This window comes from Bartonella alsatica, from assembly GCF_013388295.1.
Taxonomy (GTDB): Bacteria; Pseudomonadota; Alphaproteobacteria; order Rhizobiales; family Rhizobiaceae; genus Bartonella; species Bartonella alsatica.
On the sequence record NZ_CP058235.1, the window covers coordinates 1,463,172 to 1,481,799 of the forward strand.

The window sequence follows — 18,628 nt, forward strand, 5'->3', positions numbered from 1 at the left end:
CATCTTGCTTCAATAAGAGAGCAAGATTATGCTCTATTATTGGGTAATTAAATAAAGAGAACATTACAGGGAGTTTATCATGCTTAAGGGAGCTGTGACTGCGCTTATCACACCGTTTGATAATGAGGGGGCTATTGATGAGAAAACGTTTTGCAATTTTGTTGAATGGCAGATTGCACAAGGTATTAACGGTGTAAGCCCTGTTGGGACAACGGGTGAATCACCCACTTTAAGTCATGAAGAACATAAAAGGGTTATAGAATTATGTGTTGAGCAAGTTGCGAAGCGTGTTTCTGTTATTGCTGGAGCAGGATCAAATAGCACAAGTGAAGCTGTAGAGCTTGCGCAATATGCGCAAAAAGTAGGTGCAGATGCGGTTTTGGTTGTCACTCCTTATTATAACAAACCTAATCAGTCTGGTTTATACACCCATTTTTCTTCCATTGCGAAAGCTATTTCTATACCTATTATAATTTACAATATTCCCGGTCGTTCTGTTATCGATATGGCTGTAGAAACTATGAGAGATCTTTGTCGAGATTTTAAAAATATTATTGGTATTAAGGATGCAACGAGCAAAATTGAGCGTGTTAGTGAACAACGTGAGAAGTGTGGCAAGGATTTTGTGCAGCTTTCCGGTGATGATTGTACAGCATTAGGTTTTAATGCGCATGGAGGTGTAGGATGTATTTCTGTTTCATCCAATGTTGCTCCAAAGTTATGTACAGAGCTTCAGGCTGCTTGTTTGCGTAACGATTATAAGACAGCACGCGAATTAAATGATCGTTTAATGCCTCTCAATCGTGCAGTATTTATTGAACCCAGTCCCGCAGGTATTAAGTATGCTGCTCAAAAATTAGGGATTTGTGGTAGTACTGTTCGCTCACCGATTGTTCCATTAGCAGATACCACAAAGAAGATTATTGATGCGGCTCTACGTCATGCAGGCTTGCTTAAAGAATAAAATGATATAACATAACCATGAATAAAAAAAGGATTTCACCAGTACGAAAAATAATTGCTGATAATCGTAAAGCTCGTTTTAATTATGAAATTATCGATAATCTTGAGGTAGGACTGGTATTACAAGGAGCTGAGGTAAAGTCTTTGCGCTCTAATCATGCGAATATTGCTGAAAGTTATGCTAGCTTTGAAAATGGGGAGTTATGGTTAGTGAATAGCTATATTCCTGAATATACACAAGCTAATCGTTTTAATCATGAGCCACGTCGTTTGCGTAAGTTATTAATTTCAAGACGTGAAATGGCACGTTTTTTTAACGCGACTTCTCGTGAAGGAATGACACTTGTTCCTCTCAAACTTTATTTTAATGAAAAAGGGCGTGCTAAGTTAGAAATTGCTCTGGCACGTGGGAAGAAACTTCATGATAAGCGCGAGACAGAAAAGAAACGTGATTGGGGACGTGAAAAAGCAAGACTTTTAAAAAGATATGGATAAACAGATTGGTTTGTATATCCTTTTTATAGTACTGCTAATTTATAGTACTGCTAAAGAGATTTCAGCATTGATCCAGGTATATTCTTGCTGCTTGAAAAATTTGATGGAACATGGTGTCGGTTAAGCGACCAGTATTGGTGTTATAACGTGAGCAGTGATAGCTCGAAAAAATGCGTAATCTACCAATATTGTTTATTTTTCCATGGCCAAAAGGATGGGCCAAAATTTTTGCATTGAGGGCACGGAGTGTTGAATGATGTGCAATGGAGCCTAAGGTAATAACAGCTTTAAGTTTTGGAAGATTTGTTAAAAGAGGCGAAAAAAAATATCGGCAAGTGTTAATTTCTGCACTAGTTGGTTTATTTTCTGGAGGAACACAACGAACTGAGTTAACAATTGCTGCATCAATCAACTCAAGACTGTCATCTACTCTTTCTTCAAAGGTGCCTTGGGCAAAACCAAACTTTTTTAAAGTGGAATAAAGCAAGTGCCCAGCATAATCCCCAGTGAACGGGCGTCCAGTTCGATTTGCTCCACGTAAACCAGGTGCAAGACCAACAATGAGAAGGCGCGTTGTGATTGCGCCTTTATAGGGAAAGAATGGACGTACTGGTGCATTATGCCAGCTCGGCTCTTTGATGCGCCAGTCAGAAATAAATTTGTGCAAGCGTGGACATAAATTGCAATTTTGTGATGGTTCTGGGCACAACGATATTAATTGGCTATTCATAGGTAGGCATTAAACATTTTTTATAAAAATTCTTTTGAATTATATGACGGGTCATATTTTTGTAAACAACTATAAAGTTATTTAAAACATAATTTAACATAAAAGATTGCTGATTGTTTTCCAAAGAGAAACAAATGTTCATTGGTTTTTTAATAAATAAGGTTAGGGGTAAATGCGAGGTTTAATAGGATAAAATCTCTTATTTTTAAAGAATGAATTCATCAAAATTGAAGAAAAGTTTGAACAAGTGAATGTACTTTTTTGTTTGAATTCAGCACGTATGGAGCTTTTTATTTTAGAGTTGTACTGACGATTGACTTGGGCAAGTTATACACTCTATATAAAGATTCCCAAAAGTTTTTAAATATGCTCTTGAAGCAAAAAATATCAAAGTCTGCATTGTTTTTCTTGTGTTTTATTTTGTTTATTGTATATACTCTACACCTGTTAGGAATTTTTTTAATCTTTAAGAAAGAAGCATAGATGGCCCGCGTAACGGTAGAGGATTGTATTGATAAAGTCGATAACCGCTTTGAGTTGGTGCTTTTAGCTGGGCATCGGGCGCGACAGATTTCACAGGGTGCACAGATTACGGTTGATCGTGATAATGATAAAAATCCTGTTGTTGCTTTGCGTGAAATAGCAGAAGAAACATTATCTCCTGCTGATTTGAAAGAAGATCTTATTCATTCGTTGCAGAAGCATGTGGAGGTAGATGAGCCAGAAATAGTAAATGAATATATTTCTCATTTGGATGAATCTGAAAATATTTTTGGTACATCATCGGAAGAAGAGGGTTGTTCGTTTGATTATATGTCGGAAGAAGATCTTTTAGCAGGTATCGAAGGTTTAGTTGTTCCAGAGAAAAACGACGATTATTAACTGCGGTGATTTATATTGTGGTAATGGATGTACGCTATTATGCGGTAAGGGATTTTTCCGTCTTTTTGAATAAGGGTTAGGTTGTGAGAAAATAAAGGATATGCTCGTATGATGCGTCAGTGTGAACTTGTTTGGCGTGTTCAACGTTACAAGTCTGACGTGGATGAGGCTTTGTTAAATAAAGCCTACGATTATGCAATGCGCAAGCATAGTCATCAGAAGCGTGCTTCAGGTGATCTTTATTTTTCTCATCCTTTAGAAGTAGCCGCTATTTTGACAGATATGCGGTTGGATGAAGCGACAATTGCTGTTGCTCTTTTACATGATACGATTGAAGATACAAGCGCTACACGAGCAGAAATTGATCAACTTTTCGGATCTGAAATCGGTAAGTTGGTTGAAGGGCTTACAAAACTTAATAAGCTTGATCTTGTATCGAAGAAAGCAGTACAAGCGGAAAATCTTCGTAAGCTTCTTATCGCCATTTCTGATGATGTCCGTGTTCTTTTAGTCAAACTTGCTGATCGTCTTCATAATATGCGTACGCTTGGTGTTATGCGTGATGATAAGCGTCGGCGAATTGCTGAGGAGACAATGGATATTTATGCACCACTTGCTGGCCGCATGGGTATGCAGGATATGCGTGAGGAGTTAGAAGATCTTTCTTTCTTTTATTTAAATCCAGAAGGTTATCGTACGATTACTAATCGCCTTTCTGAGTTATCAAAACGTAATCGTGATTTGCTTTCCACTATTGAAAACGAATTGACAAAACTTTTTTTCGAGCATGGCATTAAAGCGGATGTTAAAAGTCGTCAGAAAAAATCTTATTCCGTTTTTCGCAAAATGGAAAGTAAGGCACTCTCTTTTGAACAATTATCCGATATTTTTGGATTTCGCGTGATTGTTGAAACAGTGAATGATTGTTATCGTGCTCTTGGTGTTATTCACACGATGTGGCCAATGGTACCTGGTCGTTTTAAAGATTATATTTCTATACCAAAGCAGAACGATTACCGTTCTATTCACACAACGATTGTGGGACCATCGAGACAACGTGTTGAACTGCAAATTAGAACTGCTGCTATGGATGAAATTGCTGAATATGGTGTTGCGGCACATTCCATTTATAAAGATCAAGGTTCTAATTATTCTGCTTCGAGGTTATCAAACGAAACCAATGCCTATGCATGGCTACGACAAACGATTCAATCTTTATCAGATGGAGACAATCCAGAAGAATTTTTAGAACATACAAAGCTTGAACTTTTTCAAGATCAAGTTTTCTGTTTTACTCCAAAAGGCCGATTGATTGCGTTTCCAAAAGGTGCAACACCTATTGATTTTGCTTATGCAGTCCATACTGACATTGGTGATTCTTGTGTAGGAGTAAAAATCAATGGTCGCATTATGCCTTTGATAACTAAATTAAAAAATGGTGATGAAGTTGATATTATACGTTCACAAGCTCAAGTTCCGCCAGCAGCGTGGGAATTTCTGGTTGTAACCGGGAAAGCACGTTCAGCCATTCGTAGAGCAACTCGGGCAGCAGTACGTAAGCAATATTCAGGTTTGGGATATCGTATACTCGAACGTTCGTTTGAATATATGGGAAAACAATTTTCAAAAGATATTGTGAAACAAGTTTTGCCGCGTTTGGCACGCAAAGATGTAGAAGATGTATTGGCCGCTGTTGGGCGTGGTGAACTACTTTCAGCTGATGTGATGAAAGCGGTTTATCCTGATTATCAAGATCATCGTATAGTACAAAAGTCGACTTTTAAGTCTGGGGAAGAAGGCTGGTTTAACATTGAAAATGCACAAGGTATGATTTTTAAAGTTCCAGAAAATGAAAAAGAGGCAACTATGGTGAAGCATCAATCCAAAGCATTACCTATTCGAGGAACCCGTGGAGATATTCCTGTGCAATTTTCTCCTGAAGGAGCAGTACCCGGAGATCGAATTGTTGGCATTATGCAACCAGGAGCAGGGATTGTTATATATCCAATACAGTCTTCAGCTTTGATGGCGTATGATGATCAGCCAGAACGATGGATTGATGTCCGTTGGGATATTGATGCTCAAATGAGTGAACGTTTTCCTGCTCGGATTAATATTTTGGCTGTCAATAACCCTGGCTCTTTAGCTGAAATTACACAAGTAATTTCTGCCAATGATGCTAATATCCAAAATTTATCTTTTGTCCATATAGCGCCAGATTTTACAGAAATTATGATTGATCTAGAAGTTTGGGATTTAAAACATTTGAATCGTATTTTTTCTCAATTAAAAGAGGCTGGTTCGGTTAGTGCAGTACGGCGGGTTCATGGATAAAAAGAGAGATTTTGCGATGAATACACAAGATGTAATTGATATTTTTAAGCAAGCAGATGCTATTTTGGAAGGGCATTTTATTTTAACATCAGGCCGTCATAGTGCTATTTATATGCAAAAGGCGAAAGTATTCATGCATGCTGACTTAACGGAAAAGTTATGTTGTGGATTGGCTGAAAAAATCAAAAAATCTATCACGGGAAAAATTGATTATGTAGTTGGTCCCGCAATTGGAGGCCTTATCCCCTCGTATGAAACTTCACGTCACCTTGGTATTCCTTCTCTTTGGGTAGAACGTGTAAATGGTGTATTTCAGTTACGACGTTTTGAAATTAAGAAAGGTGCGCGGGTTGTGATTGTTGAAGATATTGTAACGACAGGGCTCTCCATACGTGAGACAGTTGAAGCTTTAGTTGCAGCAGAAGCAGATGTGGTAGCAAGTGCGTGTATCCTTGATCGTTCTGGCGGTAAGGTTGATGTCGGAGTTCCATTGATTGCACTTGCTGAATATGAGATAGCATCTTATGCTAGTGATGCACTCCCTGCTGAACTTGCTATGCTTCCGGCGATCAAGCCAGGAAGTCGAAATATTTAATTGTTTTTCTGTTTTTTTTTGTGCAAAAGCTTGGGGAAATTAATTTGAATCACACGGATTATTTCATTATCACAAGATGTATGTTGAGAGTCATATGCTTTTTCGTCGTCGAGAACCAGTAGATTTTATAAAGCGTATTCGACTTTGGTTATGGCCACGTCGTTCATTGTCTCGTTCATTTTGCTATATACGTAAACGTATTTTGCGTATATCAGCAACACCGCATAAGGTTGCATTAGGTTTTTCTATCGGTATTTTTTTAGCTTGTTCACCTCTCTTTGGGATGCATATAATTTTAGCAATATTTTTTTCTTGGATTTTGCGTGGGAACTTTGCTGCAGCGATTATTGGAACGGTTTTTTCTAATCCACTTACATTTTTGCTGATTATTATGGCCGATTATAAGATAGGCTATTTCTGTTTATCGCTTTTTAGTAATGTAAATGAAATTTCTCTTTCTCAAATTCAAATTTTGTTTAGTGGCTTGACGTTGTCAAATGTATCACAGCTTTTTAAAGGTGCATGGGACTCCATTATGAAACCAATGATTTTAGGTGGTACTCTTTTGGGTTTTATTTTTGGTGGCTTATCTTATATAGGTGTCTACAGGGCTATTGTCCGTTTTCAACAAAAGCGGTATCAAAAGATTATTAAAAAAAAGCGTTTGGGGCAAAGAAATTCAGGTGATGTCTTATGATTATTGGTCTTGGGAATGATCTGATTGATATAAGACGCATTGAGAAAATGTTGATTCGTTATGGTGACCGTTTTGTTCAGCGTATTTTTACCGACATCGAGCAGATCAAATCTACAAATCTTCAAAAAAGATCTTCTTCTTACGCTAAAAGATTTGCTGCCAAAGAAGCATGTGCTAAGGCTTTGGGAACAGGAATCGCTTGTGGTGTAGGTTGGAAAGACATGGGAGTAGTCAATTTACCATCCGGAAAACCAATCATAAAACTAACAAATTGTGCGCAAATGCACTTACAAAAGTTATTGCCTCCTTATTATGAAGCCATCATACATTTGAGCATAACGGATGATTTTCCTTGGGCGCAGGCATTTGTTATTATTGAAGCGCTTCCGCGTGGATAGATATTATGGAAGATTGTGCTTTTGTTATTTGAACATTATGATAAAAAGTGAATTATATCTGTGATGGGAAGGTGCTCTATAATGATCCAGAAAGAAAAAATGCATAAAAAGGAAGAAAAAGGCGGAATTTTTGAATTTATTTTAGTTTTGATACAAGCTTTGTTTTTAGCAGCGCTTATTCGTACACTTTTTTTTCAGCCTTTCAGTATTCCTTCCGGTTCTATGCGTCCTACTTTGCTTGTGGGAGATTATCTGTTTGTTTCTAAATATGCATATGGATATTCTCGTTTTTCCATTCCCTTTTCTCCTCCTATTTTTTCGGGACGTATTTGGGCATCTCAGCCTCAACGTGGGGATGTTGTAGTGTTTCGTTTACCGAGTGATCCGAATATTGATTATATAAAACGCGTTGTTGGACTACCAGGTGATCGTATACAAGTTCGTCAAGGTGTTCTTTATATTAATGATGAGGCTGTTTCACGCCACTTTATGGGGAAGATTGATAATTCTGATATAACAGAGATTAATTACCCTGTTAACGTTTATCGTGAGACTATGCCGAATGGTGTTAGCTACGATACACTTGATTTAGCGTTTATTCCGCAGGTTGATGACACAAAAGTCTTTGAAGTTCCATCAGGTCATTATTTTATGATGGGGGATAACCGCGATAATTCAGACGATAGTCGTTTGGATGTCGGCTATGTGCCAGAGGAGAATCTTATTGGTCGAGCAAGTGTAATCTTTTTCTCTATTAGTAATGGTTCAAGTGCTTGGCAGATTTGGCGCTGGCCATTTGATATCCGTTGGAACCGTTTGTTTTCTTTTATCAATACTGTTCATGATTTGCCGCTTATCAAGCAAGGAATCAATAATGAAGCGTCCAATGATTGATCAGCTTGAGAAGCTGACGGGGCATCGCTTTAAAGATGAAGAGAGATTAAAAAGAGCATTAACACATTCTAGTGTTCAAGATTCGGAACAGGGGAATTATGAGCGACTGGAATTTTTAGGTGATCGGGTTCTGGGACTTTTGATTGCAGAAATGCTGTATCAATTTTTTCCGCAGGCAAGTGAAGGTGAATTGTCGGTACGTCTAAACGGTTTGGTGAATGCCCGGACATGTGCTGATATTGCACGAGAAATGGGTTTGTCTGATATGATCTATGTAGGTTTTGAGATGAAAAGCTTCGAAGGGCGTCGACTCATTAATATGCATGCTGATGTGGTAGAAGCTTTGATTGCTGTGATGTATCTAGATGGGGGGTTGGAGAGCGTTCGACCTTTTATTCAAAGATATTGGCAAAATCGGGCAAAACAAATGGATGCTGGTCGACGTGATGCCAAGACAGAGTTACAGGAATGGGCTCATATGCAAGGCAATGCGCAACCATATTATCGAGTTATAAATCGTTCCGGTCCAGATCATGATCCTGTTTTTATGGTAGAAGTAAGCATTGCTGGTTTTGCTCCAGAAATTGGGCAAGGAAGTTCTAAAAGATACGCCGAAAGAATAGCAGCTGAGAAAATTTTACGACGAGAGGGTATATGGGAAACAATGGAAAAAAGTGATTATGAATGACGTTATTAAAACGCGTTCTGGTTTTGTTGTACTTATTGGGATGCCTAATGCTGGAAAATCAACATTAGTTAATCAGTTAGTTGGAACAAAGGTCTCAATTGTAACGCATAAGGTACAAACGACACGAACTTTGATCCGTGGTATTGTCATTCATGATAATACGCAAATTGTATTAGTAGACACTCCAGGTGTTTTTCGTCCTCACAAGCGATTAGAACGTGCGATGGTATCTATTGCTTGGAAAAGCGTTAAGAATGCTGATGTTCTTTTAGTTTTGATTGATGTTCAAAGTGGTCTTTCGGATGATGTTTACACAATGTTAGATATTGTCAAAAATGTTAAACAGGATAAGATTCTCGTCCTTAATAAGATTGATACAGTTGCTAAAGAATCTCTTTTGGCATTAACCGCAAAAATTAATGAGCGTGTAAAATTTTTACATACATTTATGATTTCTGCTCTAAAAGGTTCTGGTTGTAAAGATTTGCTTTACGCGTTGAGTACAATGATGCAGAAGGGGCCATGGTATTATCCAGAAGATCAAATTTCAGATATGCCCATGCGCCATCTCGCTGCTGAAATTACGCGCGAAAAACTTTTTCTTCGCCTTCACGATGAACTCCCTTATTCTTCGACAGTTGAAACAGAGAACTGGGAAGAACGCCGAGATGGTTCAGTTAAAATTAATCAGGTTATCTATGTAGAGCGTGATAGCCAGAAAAAAATTGTTTTAGGAGCAAAAGGCGATACAATTAAGGAGATTGGTCAGGCAGCACGTAAAGAATTAATGGAAATCATGGATCAGAAAGTTCATCTTTTTCTTTTTGTAAAAGTGCGTGATAATTGGGACAGCGATCCGGAACGTTATCGTGAAATGGGATTGGATTTTCTAAAATAAAATGAAATGGAAAGAACAAGCCATTATCCTTGGTACACGCCAATATGGTGAAACAAGTGTTATTCTCGAAATTATGACGCGTCAGCATGGCCGTTATATGGGGATAGTAAAAGGGGGACGTTCACGTCGTATGGCAGCTCTGCTGCAACCTGGAAATTTTGTTGAGGCTGAATGGTGGGCACGTTTAGATGAACATTTAGGACTTCTTCGACTGGAGGCACTTGATTTTCATGCGGCACGATTAATACTTTTACCAGAGGCGCTTTATGCTTTGCAGTTGATAGCGTTCCATTTGCGTCTTCTTCCTGAGCGTGATCCACATCCCTCTTTATATGATATTTTACATCTTTTTATGCAGAGTTTTGATGAGCGATTTGTAAACGCTGAATTACTTGTACGCTTTGAAATGCGGTTTCTTGAAGAACTCGGTTTTGGCCTTGATTTATCTCGTTGTGCTGTAACAGGAAGCCTGGAAAAACTTTGTTATGTATCACCAAAATCAGGGCGTGCTGTTTGTGAGGAAGTGGGGCGTCCTTGGAAAGAAAAGCTTTTAATTCTACCACAGTTTCTTGTGCAAAGAACGACTCGGCCTGTAGATTTTAGTGACGTAATTAATGGTTTTGCTTTAACAGGATTTTTTTTAATGCGTCATGTCTGGGAACCACGGGGTATAAAACAGCCATCAATTCGCACTAATTTGATAGAATTGTTTGAGCGGTGATTTTAGATGCAAGCATAAATTTGTTAATTTAATTATGAAAAGTATATAAAAATGCGAATCTTGAAAACGATTTCTGAAGTACGCCAATATATCGCCGAAGAACGACGTTTAGGATTTTCAATTGGTTTAGTTCCCACTATGGGAGCGTTACATGAAGGTCATCTCGCCTTAGTAGAGCAAGCAAGGATAATGTGTGACCGAATACTGGTTTCTGTTTTTATCAATCCGAAGCAATTTAGTTTTCATGAAGATTTTGATAAATATCCAAGAGATTTAAAGGGCGATTGTGCTTTGTTGAAAAAAGCAGGTGTTGAATATGTTTTTGCACCGTCTGTAGAAGAAATGTGGCCACCAGGAAATGAGACAATTGTGAAGGTGGAAAAATTGTCACGTATATTAATCGGAAGATTACGTCCAGGGCATTTTTGTGGTGTGACCAGCGTTGTTGCTAAACTTTTTAATATTGTGCAGCCAGATAAGGCTTTTTTTGGAGAAAAAGATTTTCAACAAATCTTTATTATTCGTCGTATGGTTGAGGATTTAGCTTTTCCTATTGAAATTATTGGTGTGCCTATTTTACGCGATTCAGATGGTGTAGCTAGCTCTTCACGTAATCGGCTTTTAACATTGGAAGAACGCAAGGCGGCAAAAATTATTCCCGAAAGCGGTCAAGCTGCTGAAAGGCTTTATCGCCAAGGGGAACGTTCTGTTAATAAATTATGTAAAATTGTTCGTGATATTTTACAGCGTGAATCACGTGCAATTATTGAAGCAGTGGATTTAAGGGATTTGGAAACATTATGTGTTGTTCGGGGGAAATTGAATAAACCTGCAATTTTGCTTCTAACTGTCCGTTTTGGAGCAGTGAGGCTTATTGATCAATATATATTGCAAGAGAAGGTTGAAAATGAGTACACATAATCAAACCGTAAAGCGTATAACTTCTGCTGAAATACGATCAAGAAAAGGGCAACAGCCAATTGTTTCTTTAACGGCTTATCAGGTTTATACTGCACGGATTGCTGATCCCTATTGCGATGTACTTTTGGTTGGTGATAGTGTTGGGATGGTGGTATATGGGTTTGAGACAACTCTTCCTGTGAGTTTAGATATGATGATTTTGCATGGCCAGGCGGTTATGCGTGGATCTCAAAAGGCCCTTGTAGTTGTTGATATGCCTTTTGGTTCTTATGAAGAAAGTCCAGAACAGGCTTTTTCCAATGCGTCACGTATTCTTGCGCAAACAGGGTGTGGTGCGATTAAGCTTGAGGGTGGTATTTATATAGCGGAAACGATTGATTTTTTGTGTAAACGCGGTATTCCGGTTATGGGCCATATTGGTCTCACACCTCAAGCAGTGAATCGTTTTGGTGGCTTTAAAACGCAAGGACGCGATAAAAGTGATTGGCAACAGATTGAAGCGGATGCAGCAGCTATTGAAGAAGCGGGGGCCTTTGCTGTTGTTTTGGAAGGGATCGTAGAGCCATTAGCAGTGAAGCTCACGCAGATGCTTTCTATACCTACTATTGGTATTGGGGCATCTAGTCAGTGTGATGGGCAGATATTGGTGATGGAAGATATGTTAGGTTATGGAACTTGTATCCCTAAATTTGTACGCCGATATGGTATTCTTGAACAGGAAATGAAGACAGCGATCAAAAACTATGCAGCTGATGTTAAATCACGTGCTTTTCCATCTGAAGCAGAAGTTTATAAACTTAAATAAAGGTCAGGAAAAATCAAAAGCTCTATACATCTATAATAAATGCTTGTTACTGGAGATTAATATAAATTTTTTATGAAAAAATTTTGTTTTTATCGGATTCTATCTTATAAATCTAAAAAACAGAATAATATTTGGCTCAAACATTTGCTCAATAATGCCACGAAAACATTGTAATCTCATTGATCATATAACTAATCGATCAGATTGAATGTGCTAAAAATACGTATAAAGAAATATTCGTTGTCGGAGAGTAATGTATAAGGATAACACTTTTTATGTTTTTTGAATATTATTGCTTGTAGGGGTAAAATGATATTCTTCTAAAGTTATAGATAATTGCATGATGTGTCTTTTTATCCTTATAAAGGAAGAACAATTCTAAAGTGAAAACGTTGTATGTTTTTTAGATATGACAAAGAGTAAATGACCAAAAAAATTGTTAATAGAGTTACTGAATATCGATCTCCTTAAAACGAATTAAAAAGGCTTTTTCAATTTGTTGTGTAGAGTATGGTTGCAAATTAAGATCATCGCGTAAAATATTATTCGGAGAACCAAAATAGCGAAGAGCTTCTTCTGTATTAAATCCAGCAAGTGTAATAGCTTCGTAAAATGCTGCAATCCGATCAGCTTGTTTAATTTTTTTTAAGAGCTTTTGAGAAGGATCAACCGGAAGCGCAAAGCGCATATGGATAGCATCTTGTATGCGTTTTTCAATGATTTCATATTGTCTTCCTATGACAGCTTTAAAGGGTGAAATGATATCACCAATAACATATTCTGGTGCATCATGAAGAAGAGCACATAGGCATTCACAACTACGTGATTGAGGATAAAGCTTCTGAAATATTTGTTCTACCAATAGTGAGTGTTGTGCAACAGAATAGGCGTAGTTTCCGTGTGTTTGACCGTTCCAACGAGCAACACGGGCAAGTCCATGGGCGATATCTTCTATTTCGACGTCAAAAGGAGAAGGATTTAGGAGATCAAGCCGCCGGCCAGAAAGCATTCTTTGCCAAGCGCGTGTTTCTCCATTTTGTGATAATTCAGCTTTAGCCATTAGTGAGTTTCCACAGGACTTTTAGGAAAGGTAAAATTCATATTTTCAGCAATGCTGATTGTGACGGGAATATTTTTTACTGTAAACGTGATATTGTTATCCATTGCATCTTTGACATGGTCAATACGCATTAAAGCTAAAGCTTCCTTCGCAGCACATGTTCCCAGGTAACCAAGTACTTTGGTTCCTGCTTCAACGCTGGATTTTGAAGTGAGTTCATGCTGGCTTTTTACAAGCAAAATACGGCGACGTGCTATGTGACGGTGATGCATTCGCGAAACAATTTCTTGTCCAATATAACATCCTTTATTAAGTGCTAATCCGTTGATTTGATCATAATTAATATCATGGGGAAAAACTTTTCCTATTTCATAGTCTTTATTGCTTTCTGCGATTGCATAACGAATACGCAATCGGTCCCAATTATCATGATATTCAGGAGCTGGAAAGGACGTTTTCCCATAGATTCGTATTATTTTTTCATTTTGTGGAAAGCGCTTATCAATAAAACTTGAATCAGAATTTAAAGTATCTGATTTATTATTCCAAGAAACTGTAACAAGTTCTTGTAATGGTTTTGTAATTTCTACTTTTTTATGTAGCTTATAGAGGAGCAGGCGTTTGTAGAGAGTATCAGCTAAAGATACAACGATATCAATAAAATAACCGTTATCTATTTTGCCAATAAGAAAATCAGTAATAATTTTTCCTTGTGGGGATAAAAGAGCTCCAGGGAAAATTTCTTGTGGGCCGATTTTGGTCACATCTGTTGTAATAAGAACCTGCAGAAAATGTGTTGCTTCTTCACCAATAACTTTAATAATTCTACGGTTATTAAAAAGAATAGCATTTTGTTTTTCAATCATGGTTCTTGCCTTTCTACACGAAGTTACATAATCGATAAAAAAGATATGTAAGGAGTACGGCTATGTCTAAAATATTTGATACAATTTTAAAAGGTGCAACATTGGTTAATCATGATGGAATAAACAAACGTGATATTGGTATTACAAATGGCCGTATTGCTGAAATTGGGAATCTTACATGTGCATCTGCTGGGGAAGTAATTGATTGTACAGGACTGCATATTTTGCCGGGGATTATCGATAGTCAAGTTCATTTTCGCGAGCCCGGCAGTGAACATAAAGAAGATTTAGAAAGTGGCTCCTATTCTGCGGTTTTAGGGGGAGTTACGGCAGTGTTTGAAATGCCTAATACCAATCCATTAACCACATCGGAAGAAGCATTGTTTGATAAGGTAAAACGGGGATTTCATCGCATGCATTGTGATTTTGCATTTTGGGTTGGAGGAACGCGTGAAAATACAAATGAATTGGCTGAGTTAGAAAGATTGCCTGGTGTTGCTGGAATTAAAGTATTTATGGGGTCATCTACCGGGAATCTTTTGGTAGATGATGATGAAAGTGTGCGTCTTATTTTGGAGAACATACGCCGTCGTGCAGCTTTTCATTCTGAAGATGAGAAAAGGCTCAGAGAGCGTAAAATATTACGTATTGAAGGAGATGCATCATCGCATCCAATTTGGCGTGATGAGATTACAGCATTAAAGTGCACACAACGCTTGGTGAAAATTGCGCATGAAACGAAGGCACGTATTCATATTTTACATCTTTCTACTGCGGAAGAAATTGATTTTCTGAAGAAACATAAGGATGTCGCAACAATTGAAGTTACACAGCATCACTTGACTTTAACTGCTGATGCTTATCAGCGTTTTGGTACATTGATTCAAATGAATCCACCGATCCGCGAAAACCGCCACTGTGAAGCTCTTTGGTATGGTATCCAGCAAGGTATTGTTGATGTGTTAGGTTCTGATCATGCTCCTCACACGCTTGAAGAAAAACTTCAACCTTATCCCGCTTCACCTTCAGGGATGACAGGTGTGCAAACAACAGTAGCAGTTATGCTAACACATGTAAATGCAGGAAAGTTATCTCTTGAACGCTTTGTTGATCTCACATCGCATGGCCCTAGTCGCATTTTTGGTATAAGCTGTAAAGGACGTATTGCTGTTGGATATGACGCTGATTTGACCATTGTTGATCTTAAACGGGAAGAAATTATTACGAATGCATTGATTGGTTCGCGTGCAGGTTGGACTCCTTATGATGGTAAAAAGGTTAAAGGTTGGCCTGTTGGGACCATTATTCGTGGTATGCGTGTTATGTGGGAAGGTGAAATTGTCACACCTTCCCAGGGTGAGCCTGTTAGATTTATAGAGGCTTTGGTGTAACCAAATAAAATTATAAAATAGCTTTATTTATGCTAAAGTGTGCTCATGGTGATTTTATCGGACGAAGATAAAAGCGTATTGAGAGGTTATTCTTAAAAAATTGCCATATTTATATCATAGCCAATTTATTGATTTATCCATTTTTTGTCAGTGGGATAGCTCAAATTGAGGATTTAATACTTTTGTACAGTTTAATTGTTATAATGCGCGAGAAGGCTTTCAGATAAAGCTCTTCCTTCTTTAATATATCTTTGATTTGCTTCAATTGCCGATTGTGTACAATGATGATAATTGGCTGAAAAAGCACGGTATGCTTCATTAAACGCTTCGTAAAAATAAGCACGTCTTTGAGGCATTGGATGTTCTGCCTCAATCATTGCATTCATGTAATCATACCATTGGTTTGTGGGGGTACTGCAAAGATTTTGTAAAAAGTGCAAAGATCCCAAAATTTCTGCTAGCCGTATCAATTTTGTTTCATAGGGTGGTAATTGTCGTGCAAATGTTGATGTCAAAACTAAAAAAAATATTAAAAAAGTGTTTTTTATCAAAATATTACGCATTAATTTGTTTTACTTCCTTTTAATAAGTTTTGGGACGATTACAATCGCCGATAAAGTGGTACCGATAAAATAGTTTTTTGCATCATTACCAACAGTAGGCATGTTATAAAATTTAGGGCATGAAAGATAGTAAGGAAAGCGTCATAGAGATATTGAAAATTCTCATAAAGATTTGTGTGATTAAAAATTTCAAATTTTCTGTATACTATCTGTTTTTTGTATGAATTTACATTGTATTGAGCATTTTAGGTTTTTTATCTGTGATAATTTTCTCATAAAGGAAAAGCATGTATCGATAGAATACTCTTCCAATCAAATAAAATGGATTGTTTTTGTAACAGAAGGTGGGTACAGCTTAGATGAAATGGGGGAGCTATGGGAATCTTACATAAGCTATACGAAAGTTTTAATTAAATCACATAGTACAATGATTTTGGTAAGATTCACCTTGAGAAGCGGCGAGTCGTATCGTTAACGGAGTATAATGATGAGTGAGTTGCGATTTTATAATACGCTTACACGTAAAAAAGAGAATTTTATACCGATAGATGCGACGAAAGTACGTTTATATGTCTGTGGTCCGACGGTTTATGACTATGCACACATAGGTAATGCACGCCCTATAATTGTTTTTGATATTTTATTTCGCTTATTACGATATATTTATGGCAATGATCATGTTATATATGCGCGTAATATTACAGATGTAGATGATAAAATTAATATACGAGCAGCCTGCGAGTATCCAGAGTTATCACTTAATGAAGCTATTCGTCGATTGACGGAGCGTACATATTCTCAATTTCAACAAGATACAATAGCACTTGGATGTTTATTGCCAACCAGTCAACCACGCGCGACTGATCATTTAGAGGAAATGCGCAATTTTATTGAAAGGTTGCTTGAAAAGGGGCACGCTTATAAAGCGGAAAATCATATATTATTTTCTGTGAAAAGCATAAAAAAACATCCTTATTATGGAGAATTTGCAAACCGTTCATTAGATGAAATGAGAGCGGGTGTACGTGTCGATGTTGCTACTTATAAAAGAGATGAGATGGATTTTGTTTTATGGAAGCCTTCTACGGAAGGAGAACCAGGTTGGGCATCACCGGCAGGAATTCCTGTTTTGGGCCGTCCAGGTTGGCATATTGAATGTTCTGCAATGTCGATGGCAAAGTTATTAGCTCCCTATGGTGGTGGTTTAACCTGTGATAATCCGACAGCAAATATTTTTGATATTCATGGCGGTGGAATTGATTTGATTTTTCCTCATCATGAAAATGAAATTGCACAAAGTTGTTCAGCTTTTGGGACTGAAAGAATGGTTAATCTTTGGATGCATAACGGTTTTTTGCAGGTTGAAGGTAAGAAAATGTCGAAAAGCCTGGGTAATTTTATTACTATTCGTTCTGTCTTAGAAAGTGATTTTAGAGAGTTTAATAGTAGTTTAACAGATGAAATGAAACAAAATTGGGCTGGTTTGTCTGCGCGTTTTTCGATGTTACAAACGCATTATCGTGAACCATTAAATTGGACAGCTCAACGTTTAACACAATCTAGTAGAGAATTATATCGTTGGTATGAATTGCTTCGTTGTGAAAGCAGATGTTTAGAGAAAAAAGAAGCTCTCGATGAATCTTTCATAGATACATTAAGTGATGATCTTAACACTGCCAGTGCACTTACTCTTTTAAGGCAATTTTATAAAGCAGGGAGAGCTGCTGCTCTCGCAAATGGAATGAATTTATTAGGGTTACTACGGCAAGAGTGGGTTAAGGAAGTAGAATGTCCATTATTTATGTGCAAAACTTCCCTTGATGAAAAATTTATTGATCAGTGCATTGCCGAAAGGCTGCGACTTATCCATAATAAAGAGTGGGCAGCTGCGGATATAATTCGTGATGATCTTGCCGCCAAGGGGATTATCTTAAAAGATAGCAAGGATCCACAAACTGGTGAGCGTATAACCGTATGGGAAATAAAACGGTTCTAATTCCCGTATTCCAGCAGCTTTCATAACTGAGGAGAAAGTTTGATGGAATTTTTATCTTATTACGGATATGTTGCACTTAAATTGATTGTAGGCCTTATCGCCTTCCTCTTAATTTTAAGAACCACAGGGCGTGGTAGTCTTAGTCAAATGACACCAGTTGATTTGGTAAGCAATTTTGTGATGGGGAGCATCATTGGAGGTGTTATTTATAATCAAAATATCAGCAGCATTCAATTATTGCTTGTCTTATTCATTTGGCAAACTTTAATTACTTCTTTTAATTTGTGTGCACGCCATTCGGTCTTTTTTCGGCATCTTGTTATGGGGCGGAGTGTTGCATTAGTTTTAGATGGTGTTTTTCAAATGGATGAAATTAAGAAGTTGGGTATCAGTGTAAATGATTTAATTACAATGTTGCGTATTAAAAGCTGTAATTTACATGAAGCAGCTTTTGTTCGTTTAGAGACCAATGGCGATTGTACTGTTATTAAAAAAGAAGAAGGAAAAAAAGCTACTATTTTAGTGCAAAGTGGAGAAATTATTGATGATGGTCTTAAAGAAATTGGTAAATCAAAGAAATGGCTTCAAACCGAATTGAAAAAAAAGCATATAAAGGTTGAGAATTTATTTGCAGCAGAGTGGTATGAGAATACAGACCAGAATAATAAGTCTTATAGTGGATTATTTCTTGTTCCTTTTTCAAAAACAGTCTAACTTTAAACTACAAATAA

Annotated in this window: 20 protein-coding genes; 16 read left to right on the forward strand and 4 right to left on the reverse strand. The window is 37.4% G+C overall.

The window, feature by feature from the left end:
- The first annotated feature begins 79 nt into the window (after positions 1-79).
- Positions 80-964 (forward strand): 4-hydroxy-tetrahydrodipicolinate synthase, encoded by an 885-nt coding sequence (gene dapA / locus HWV54_RS05960; RefSeq protein ID WP_005865729.1) that lies wholly within the window; start codon positions 80-82, stop codon positions 962-964.
- A gap of 17 nt (positions 965-981) precedes the next feature.
- Complete coding sequence (gene smpB / locus HWV54_RS05965; RefSeq protein ID WP_005865727.1) at positions 982-1,458, forward strand: SsrA-binding protein SmpB; 477 nt, start codon at positions 982-984, stop codon at positions 1,456-1,458.
- Positions 1,459-1,519: 61 nt separating this feature from the next.
- Here the strand turns inward: smpB and HWV54_RS05970 are convergent, their stop codons facing one another.
- Positions 1,520-2,188: a uracil-DNA glycosylase gene (locus HWV54_RS05970; RefSeq protein ID WP_005865724.1), complete on the reverse strand. Its 669-nt coding sequence runs from the start codon at positions 2,186-2,188 to the stop codon at positions 1,520-1,522.
- A gap of 483 nt (positions 2,189-2,671) precedes the next feature.
- Between HWV54_RS05970 and rpoZ the strand changes: the two genes are divergently transcribed.
- The 11 genes from rpoZ to panB all read left to right on the forward strand — a co-directional run bounded on the left by rpoZ (position 2,672) and on the right by panB (position 12,021).
- Entirely contained in the window at positions 2,672-3,070 is a 399-nt protein-coding gene (gene rpoZ, locus HWV54_RS05975) for a DNA-directed RNA polymerase subunit omega (RefSeq protein WP_005865722.1), read from the forward strand.
- A 108-nt stretch (positions 3,071-3,178) separates the two neighbouring features.
- Positions 3,179-5,404 (forward strand): RelA/SpoT family protein, encoded by a 2,226-nt coding sequence (locus HWV54_RS05980; RefSeq protein WP_005865720.1) that lies wholly within the window; start codon positions 3,179-3,181, stop codon positions 5,402-5,404.
- 16 nt (positions 5,405-5,420) lie between these two features.
- Positions 5,421-5,999 (forward strand): orotate phosphoribosyltransferase, encoded by a 579-nt coding sequence (pyrE, locus tag HWV54_RS05985; protein ID WP_005865718.1) that lies wholly within the window; start codon positions 5,421-5,423, stop codon positions 5,997-5,999.
- A 94-nt stretch (positions 6,000-6,093) separates the two neighbouring features.
- The gene (locus HWV54_RS05990; protein ID WP_005865717.1) at positions 6,094-6,696 is read left to right on the forward strand and encodes a DUF2062 domain-containing protein; all 603 of its coding nucleotides are present in this window, start codon (positions 6,094-6,096) and stop codon (positions 6,694-6,696) included.
- Positions 6,693-7,094 (forward strand): holo-ACP synthase, encoded by a 402-nt coding sequence (gene acpS, locus HWV54_RS05995; protein ID WP_005865715.1) that lies wholly within the window; start codon positions 6,693-6,695, stop codon positions 7,092-7,094. Before HWV54_RS05990 ends, acpS begins: the two co-directional genes overlap by 4 nt.
- 81 nt (positions 7,095-7,175) lie before the next feature.
- Positions 7,176-7,988, forward strand: a complete 813-nt coding sequence (gene lepB, locus HWV54_RS06000) for a signal peptidase I (RefSeq protein WP_005865713.1) — start codon at positions 7,176-7,178, stop codon at positions 7,986-7,988.
- Positions 7,969-8,676: a ribonuclease III gene (gene rnc / locus HWV54_RS06005; RefSeq protein ID WP_005865712.1), complete on the forward strand. Its 708-nt coding sequence runs from the start codon at positions 7,969-7,971 to the stop codon at positions 8,674-8,676. Before lepB ends, rnc begins: the two co-directional genes overlap by 20 nt.
- Entirely contained in the window at positions 8,669-9,574 is a 906-nt protein-coding gene (gene era, locus HWV54_RS06010) for a GTPase Era (RefSeq protein ID WP_005865710.1), read from the forward strand. Before rnc ends, era begins: the two co-directional genes overlap by 8 nt.
- 1 nt (position 9,575) lies before the next feature.
- On the forward strand, positions 9,576-10,295 hold the full coding sequence (gene recO / locus HWV54_RS06015; RefSeq protein WP_005865708.1) for a DNA repair protein RecO: 720 nt from the start codon (positions 9,576-9,578) through the stop codon (positions 10,293-10,295).
- Between the two features lie 51 nt (positions 10,296-10,346).
- Positions 10,347-11,216: a pantoate--beta-alanine ligase gene (gene panC / locus HWV54_RS06020; RefSeq protein ID WP_005865706.1), complete on the forward strand. Its 870-nt coding sequence runs from the start codon at positions 10,347-10,349 to the stop codon at positions 11,214-11,216.
- Complete coding sequence (gene panB, locus HWV54_RS06025) at positions 11,203-12,021, forward strand: 3-methyl-2-oxobutanoate hydroxymethyltransferase (protein ID WP_005865704.1); 819 nt, start codon at positions 11,203-11,205, stop codon at positions 12,019-12,021. Before panC ends, panB begins: the two co-directional genes overlap by 14 nt.
- Before the next feature lie 448 nt (positions 12,022-12,469).
- Here panB and HWV54_RS06030 read toward each other — a convergent pair whose 3' ends face one another.
- Entirely contained in the window at positions 12,470-13,081 is a 612-nt protein-coding gene (locus HWV54_RS06030) for a YfbR-like 5'-deoxynucleotidase (protein WP_005865702.1), read from the reverse strand.
- A complete protein-coding gene (gene ygfZ, locus HWV54_RS06035) occupies positions 13,081-13,947 on the reverse strand; it encodes a CAF17-like 4Fe-4S cluster assembly/insertion protein YgfZ (RefSeq protein WP_005865700.1) in 867 nt (288 codons plus the stop codon). Before ygfZ ends, HWV54_RS06030 begins: the two co-directional genes overlap by 1 nt.
- Positions 13,948-14,009: 62 nt before the next feature.
- Here ygfZ and HWV54_RS06040 point away from each other — a divergent pair, with 62 nt between their 5' ends.
- Complete coding sequence (locus tag HWV54_RS06040) at positions 14,010-15,338, forward strand: dihydroorotase (RefSeq protein WP_005865698.1); 1,329 nt, start codon at positions 14,010-14,012, stop codon at positions 15,336-15,338.
- A 191-nt stretch (positions 15,339-15,529) separates the two neighbouring features.
- On the opposite strand, the gene HWV54_RS06045 is transcribed toward HWV54_RS06040, so the two are convergent.
- Positions 15,530-15,901 (reverse strand): TIGR02301 family protein, encoded by a 372-nt coding sequence (locus tag HWV54_RS06045; RefSeq protein ID WP_005865696.1) that lies wholly within the window; start codon positions 15,899-15,901, stop codon positions 15,530-15,532.
- Between the two features lie 487 nt (positions 15,902-16,388).
- Between HWV54_RS06045 and cysS the strand changes: the two genes are divergently transcribed.
- Positions 16,389-17,897 carry a cysteine--tRNA ligase gene (cysS, locus tag HWV54_RS06050; RefSeq protein WP_005865694.1) on the forward strand — a complete coding sequence of 503 codons (1,509 nt, stop codon included), beginning with the start codon at positions 16,389-16,391 and terminating at the stop codon, positions 17,895-17,897.
- Positions 17,898-17,939: 42 nt separating this feature from the next.
- Positions 17,940-18,611 carry a DUF421 domain-containing protein gene (locus HWV54_RS06055; protein ID WP_005865692.1) on the forward strand — a complete coding sequence of 224 codons (672 nt, stop codon included), beginning with the start codon at positions 17,940-17,942 and terminating at the stop codon, positions 18,609-18,611.
- The last annotated feature ends 17 nt before the right edge of the window (positions 18,612-18,628 follow it).

Bases quoted from the DNA above. Each gene is read 5' to 3' on its own strand.
- HWV54_RS05980 (WP_005865720.1), top strand. From the start codon at position 3,179: ATGATGCGTCAGTGTGAACTTGTTTGGCGTGTTCAACGTTACAAGTCT.
- recO (WP_005865708.1), top strand. From the start codon at position 9,576: ATGAAATGGAAAGAACAAGCCATTATCCTTGGTACACGCCAATATGGT.
- dapA (WP_005865729.1), top strand. From the start codon at position 80: ATGCTTAAGGGAGCTGTGACTGCGCTTATCACACCGTTTGATAATGAG.
- cysS (WP_005865694.1), top strand. From the start codon at position 16,389: ATGAGTGAGTTGCGATTTTATAATACGCTTACACGTAAAAAAGAGAAT.
- HWV54_RS06040 (WP_005865698.1), top strand. From the start codon at position 14,010: ATGTCTAAAATATTTGATACAATTTTAAAAGGTGCAACATTGGTTAAT.
- rnc (WP_005865712.1), top strand. From the start codon at position 7,969: ATGAAGCGTCCAATGATTGATCAGCTTGAGAAGCTGACGGGGCATCGC.
- era (WP_005865710.1), top strand. From the start codon at position 8,669: ATGAATGACGTTATTAAAACGCGTTCTGGTTTTGTTGTACTTATTGGG.
- panB (WP_005865704.1), top strand. From the start codon at position 11,203: ATGAGTACACATAATCAAACCGTAAAGCGTATAACTTCTGCTGAAATA.
- HWV54_RS05970 (WP_005865724.1), bottom strand. From the start codon at position 2,188: ATGAATAGCCAATTAATATCGTTGTGCCCAGAACCATCACAAAATTGC.
- smpB (WP_005865727.1), top strand. From the start codon at position 982: ATGAATAAAAAAAGGATTTCACCAGTACGAAAAATAATTGCTGATAAT.
- pyrE (WP_005865718.1), top strand. From the start codon at position 5,421: ATGAATACACAAGATGTAATTGATATTTTTAAGCAAGCAGATGCTATT.
- rpoZ (WP_005865722.1), top strand. From the start codon at position 2,672: ATGGCCCGCGTAACGGTAGAGGATTGTATTGATAAAGTCGATAACCGC.
- HWV54_RS06045 (WP_005865696.1), bottom strand. From the start codon at position 15,901: ATGCGTAATATTTTGATAAAAAACACTTTTTTAATATTTTTTTTAGTT.
- acpS (WP_005865715.1), top strand. From the start codon at position 6,693: ATGATTATTGGTCTTGGGAATGATCTGATTGATATAAGACGCATTGAG.
- panC (WP_005865706.1), top strand. From the start codon at position 10,347: ATGCGAATCTTGAAAACGATTTCTGAAGTACGCCAATATATCGCCGAA.
- HWV54_RS06030 (WP_005865702.1), bottom strand. From the start codon at position 13,081: ATGGCTAAAGCTGAATTATCACAAAATGGAGAAACACGCGCTTGGCAA.
- lepB (WP_005865713.1), top strand. From the start codon at position 7,176: ATGATCCAGAAAGAAAAAATGCATAAAAAGGAAGAAAAAGGCGGAATT.
- HWV54_RS05990 (WP_005865717.1), top strand. From the start codon at position 6,094: ATGCTTTTTCGTCGTCGAGAACCAGTAGATTTTATAAAGCGTATTCGA.
- HWV54_RS06055 (WP_005865692.1), top strand. From the start codon at position 17,940: ATGGAATTTTTATCTTATTACGGATATGTTGCACTTAAATTGATTGTA.
- ygfZ (WP_005865700.1), bottom strand. From the start codon at position 13,947: ATGATTGAAAAACAAAATGCTATTCTTTTTAATAACCGTAGAATTATT.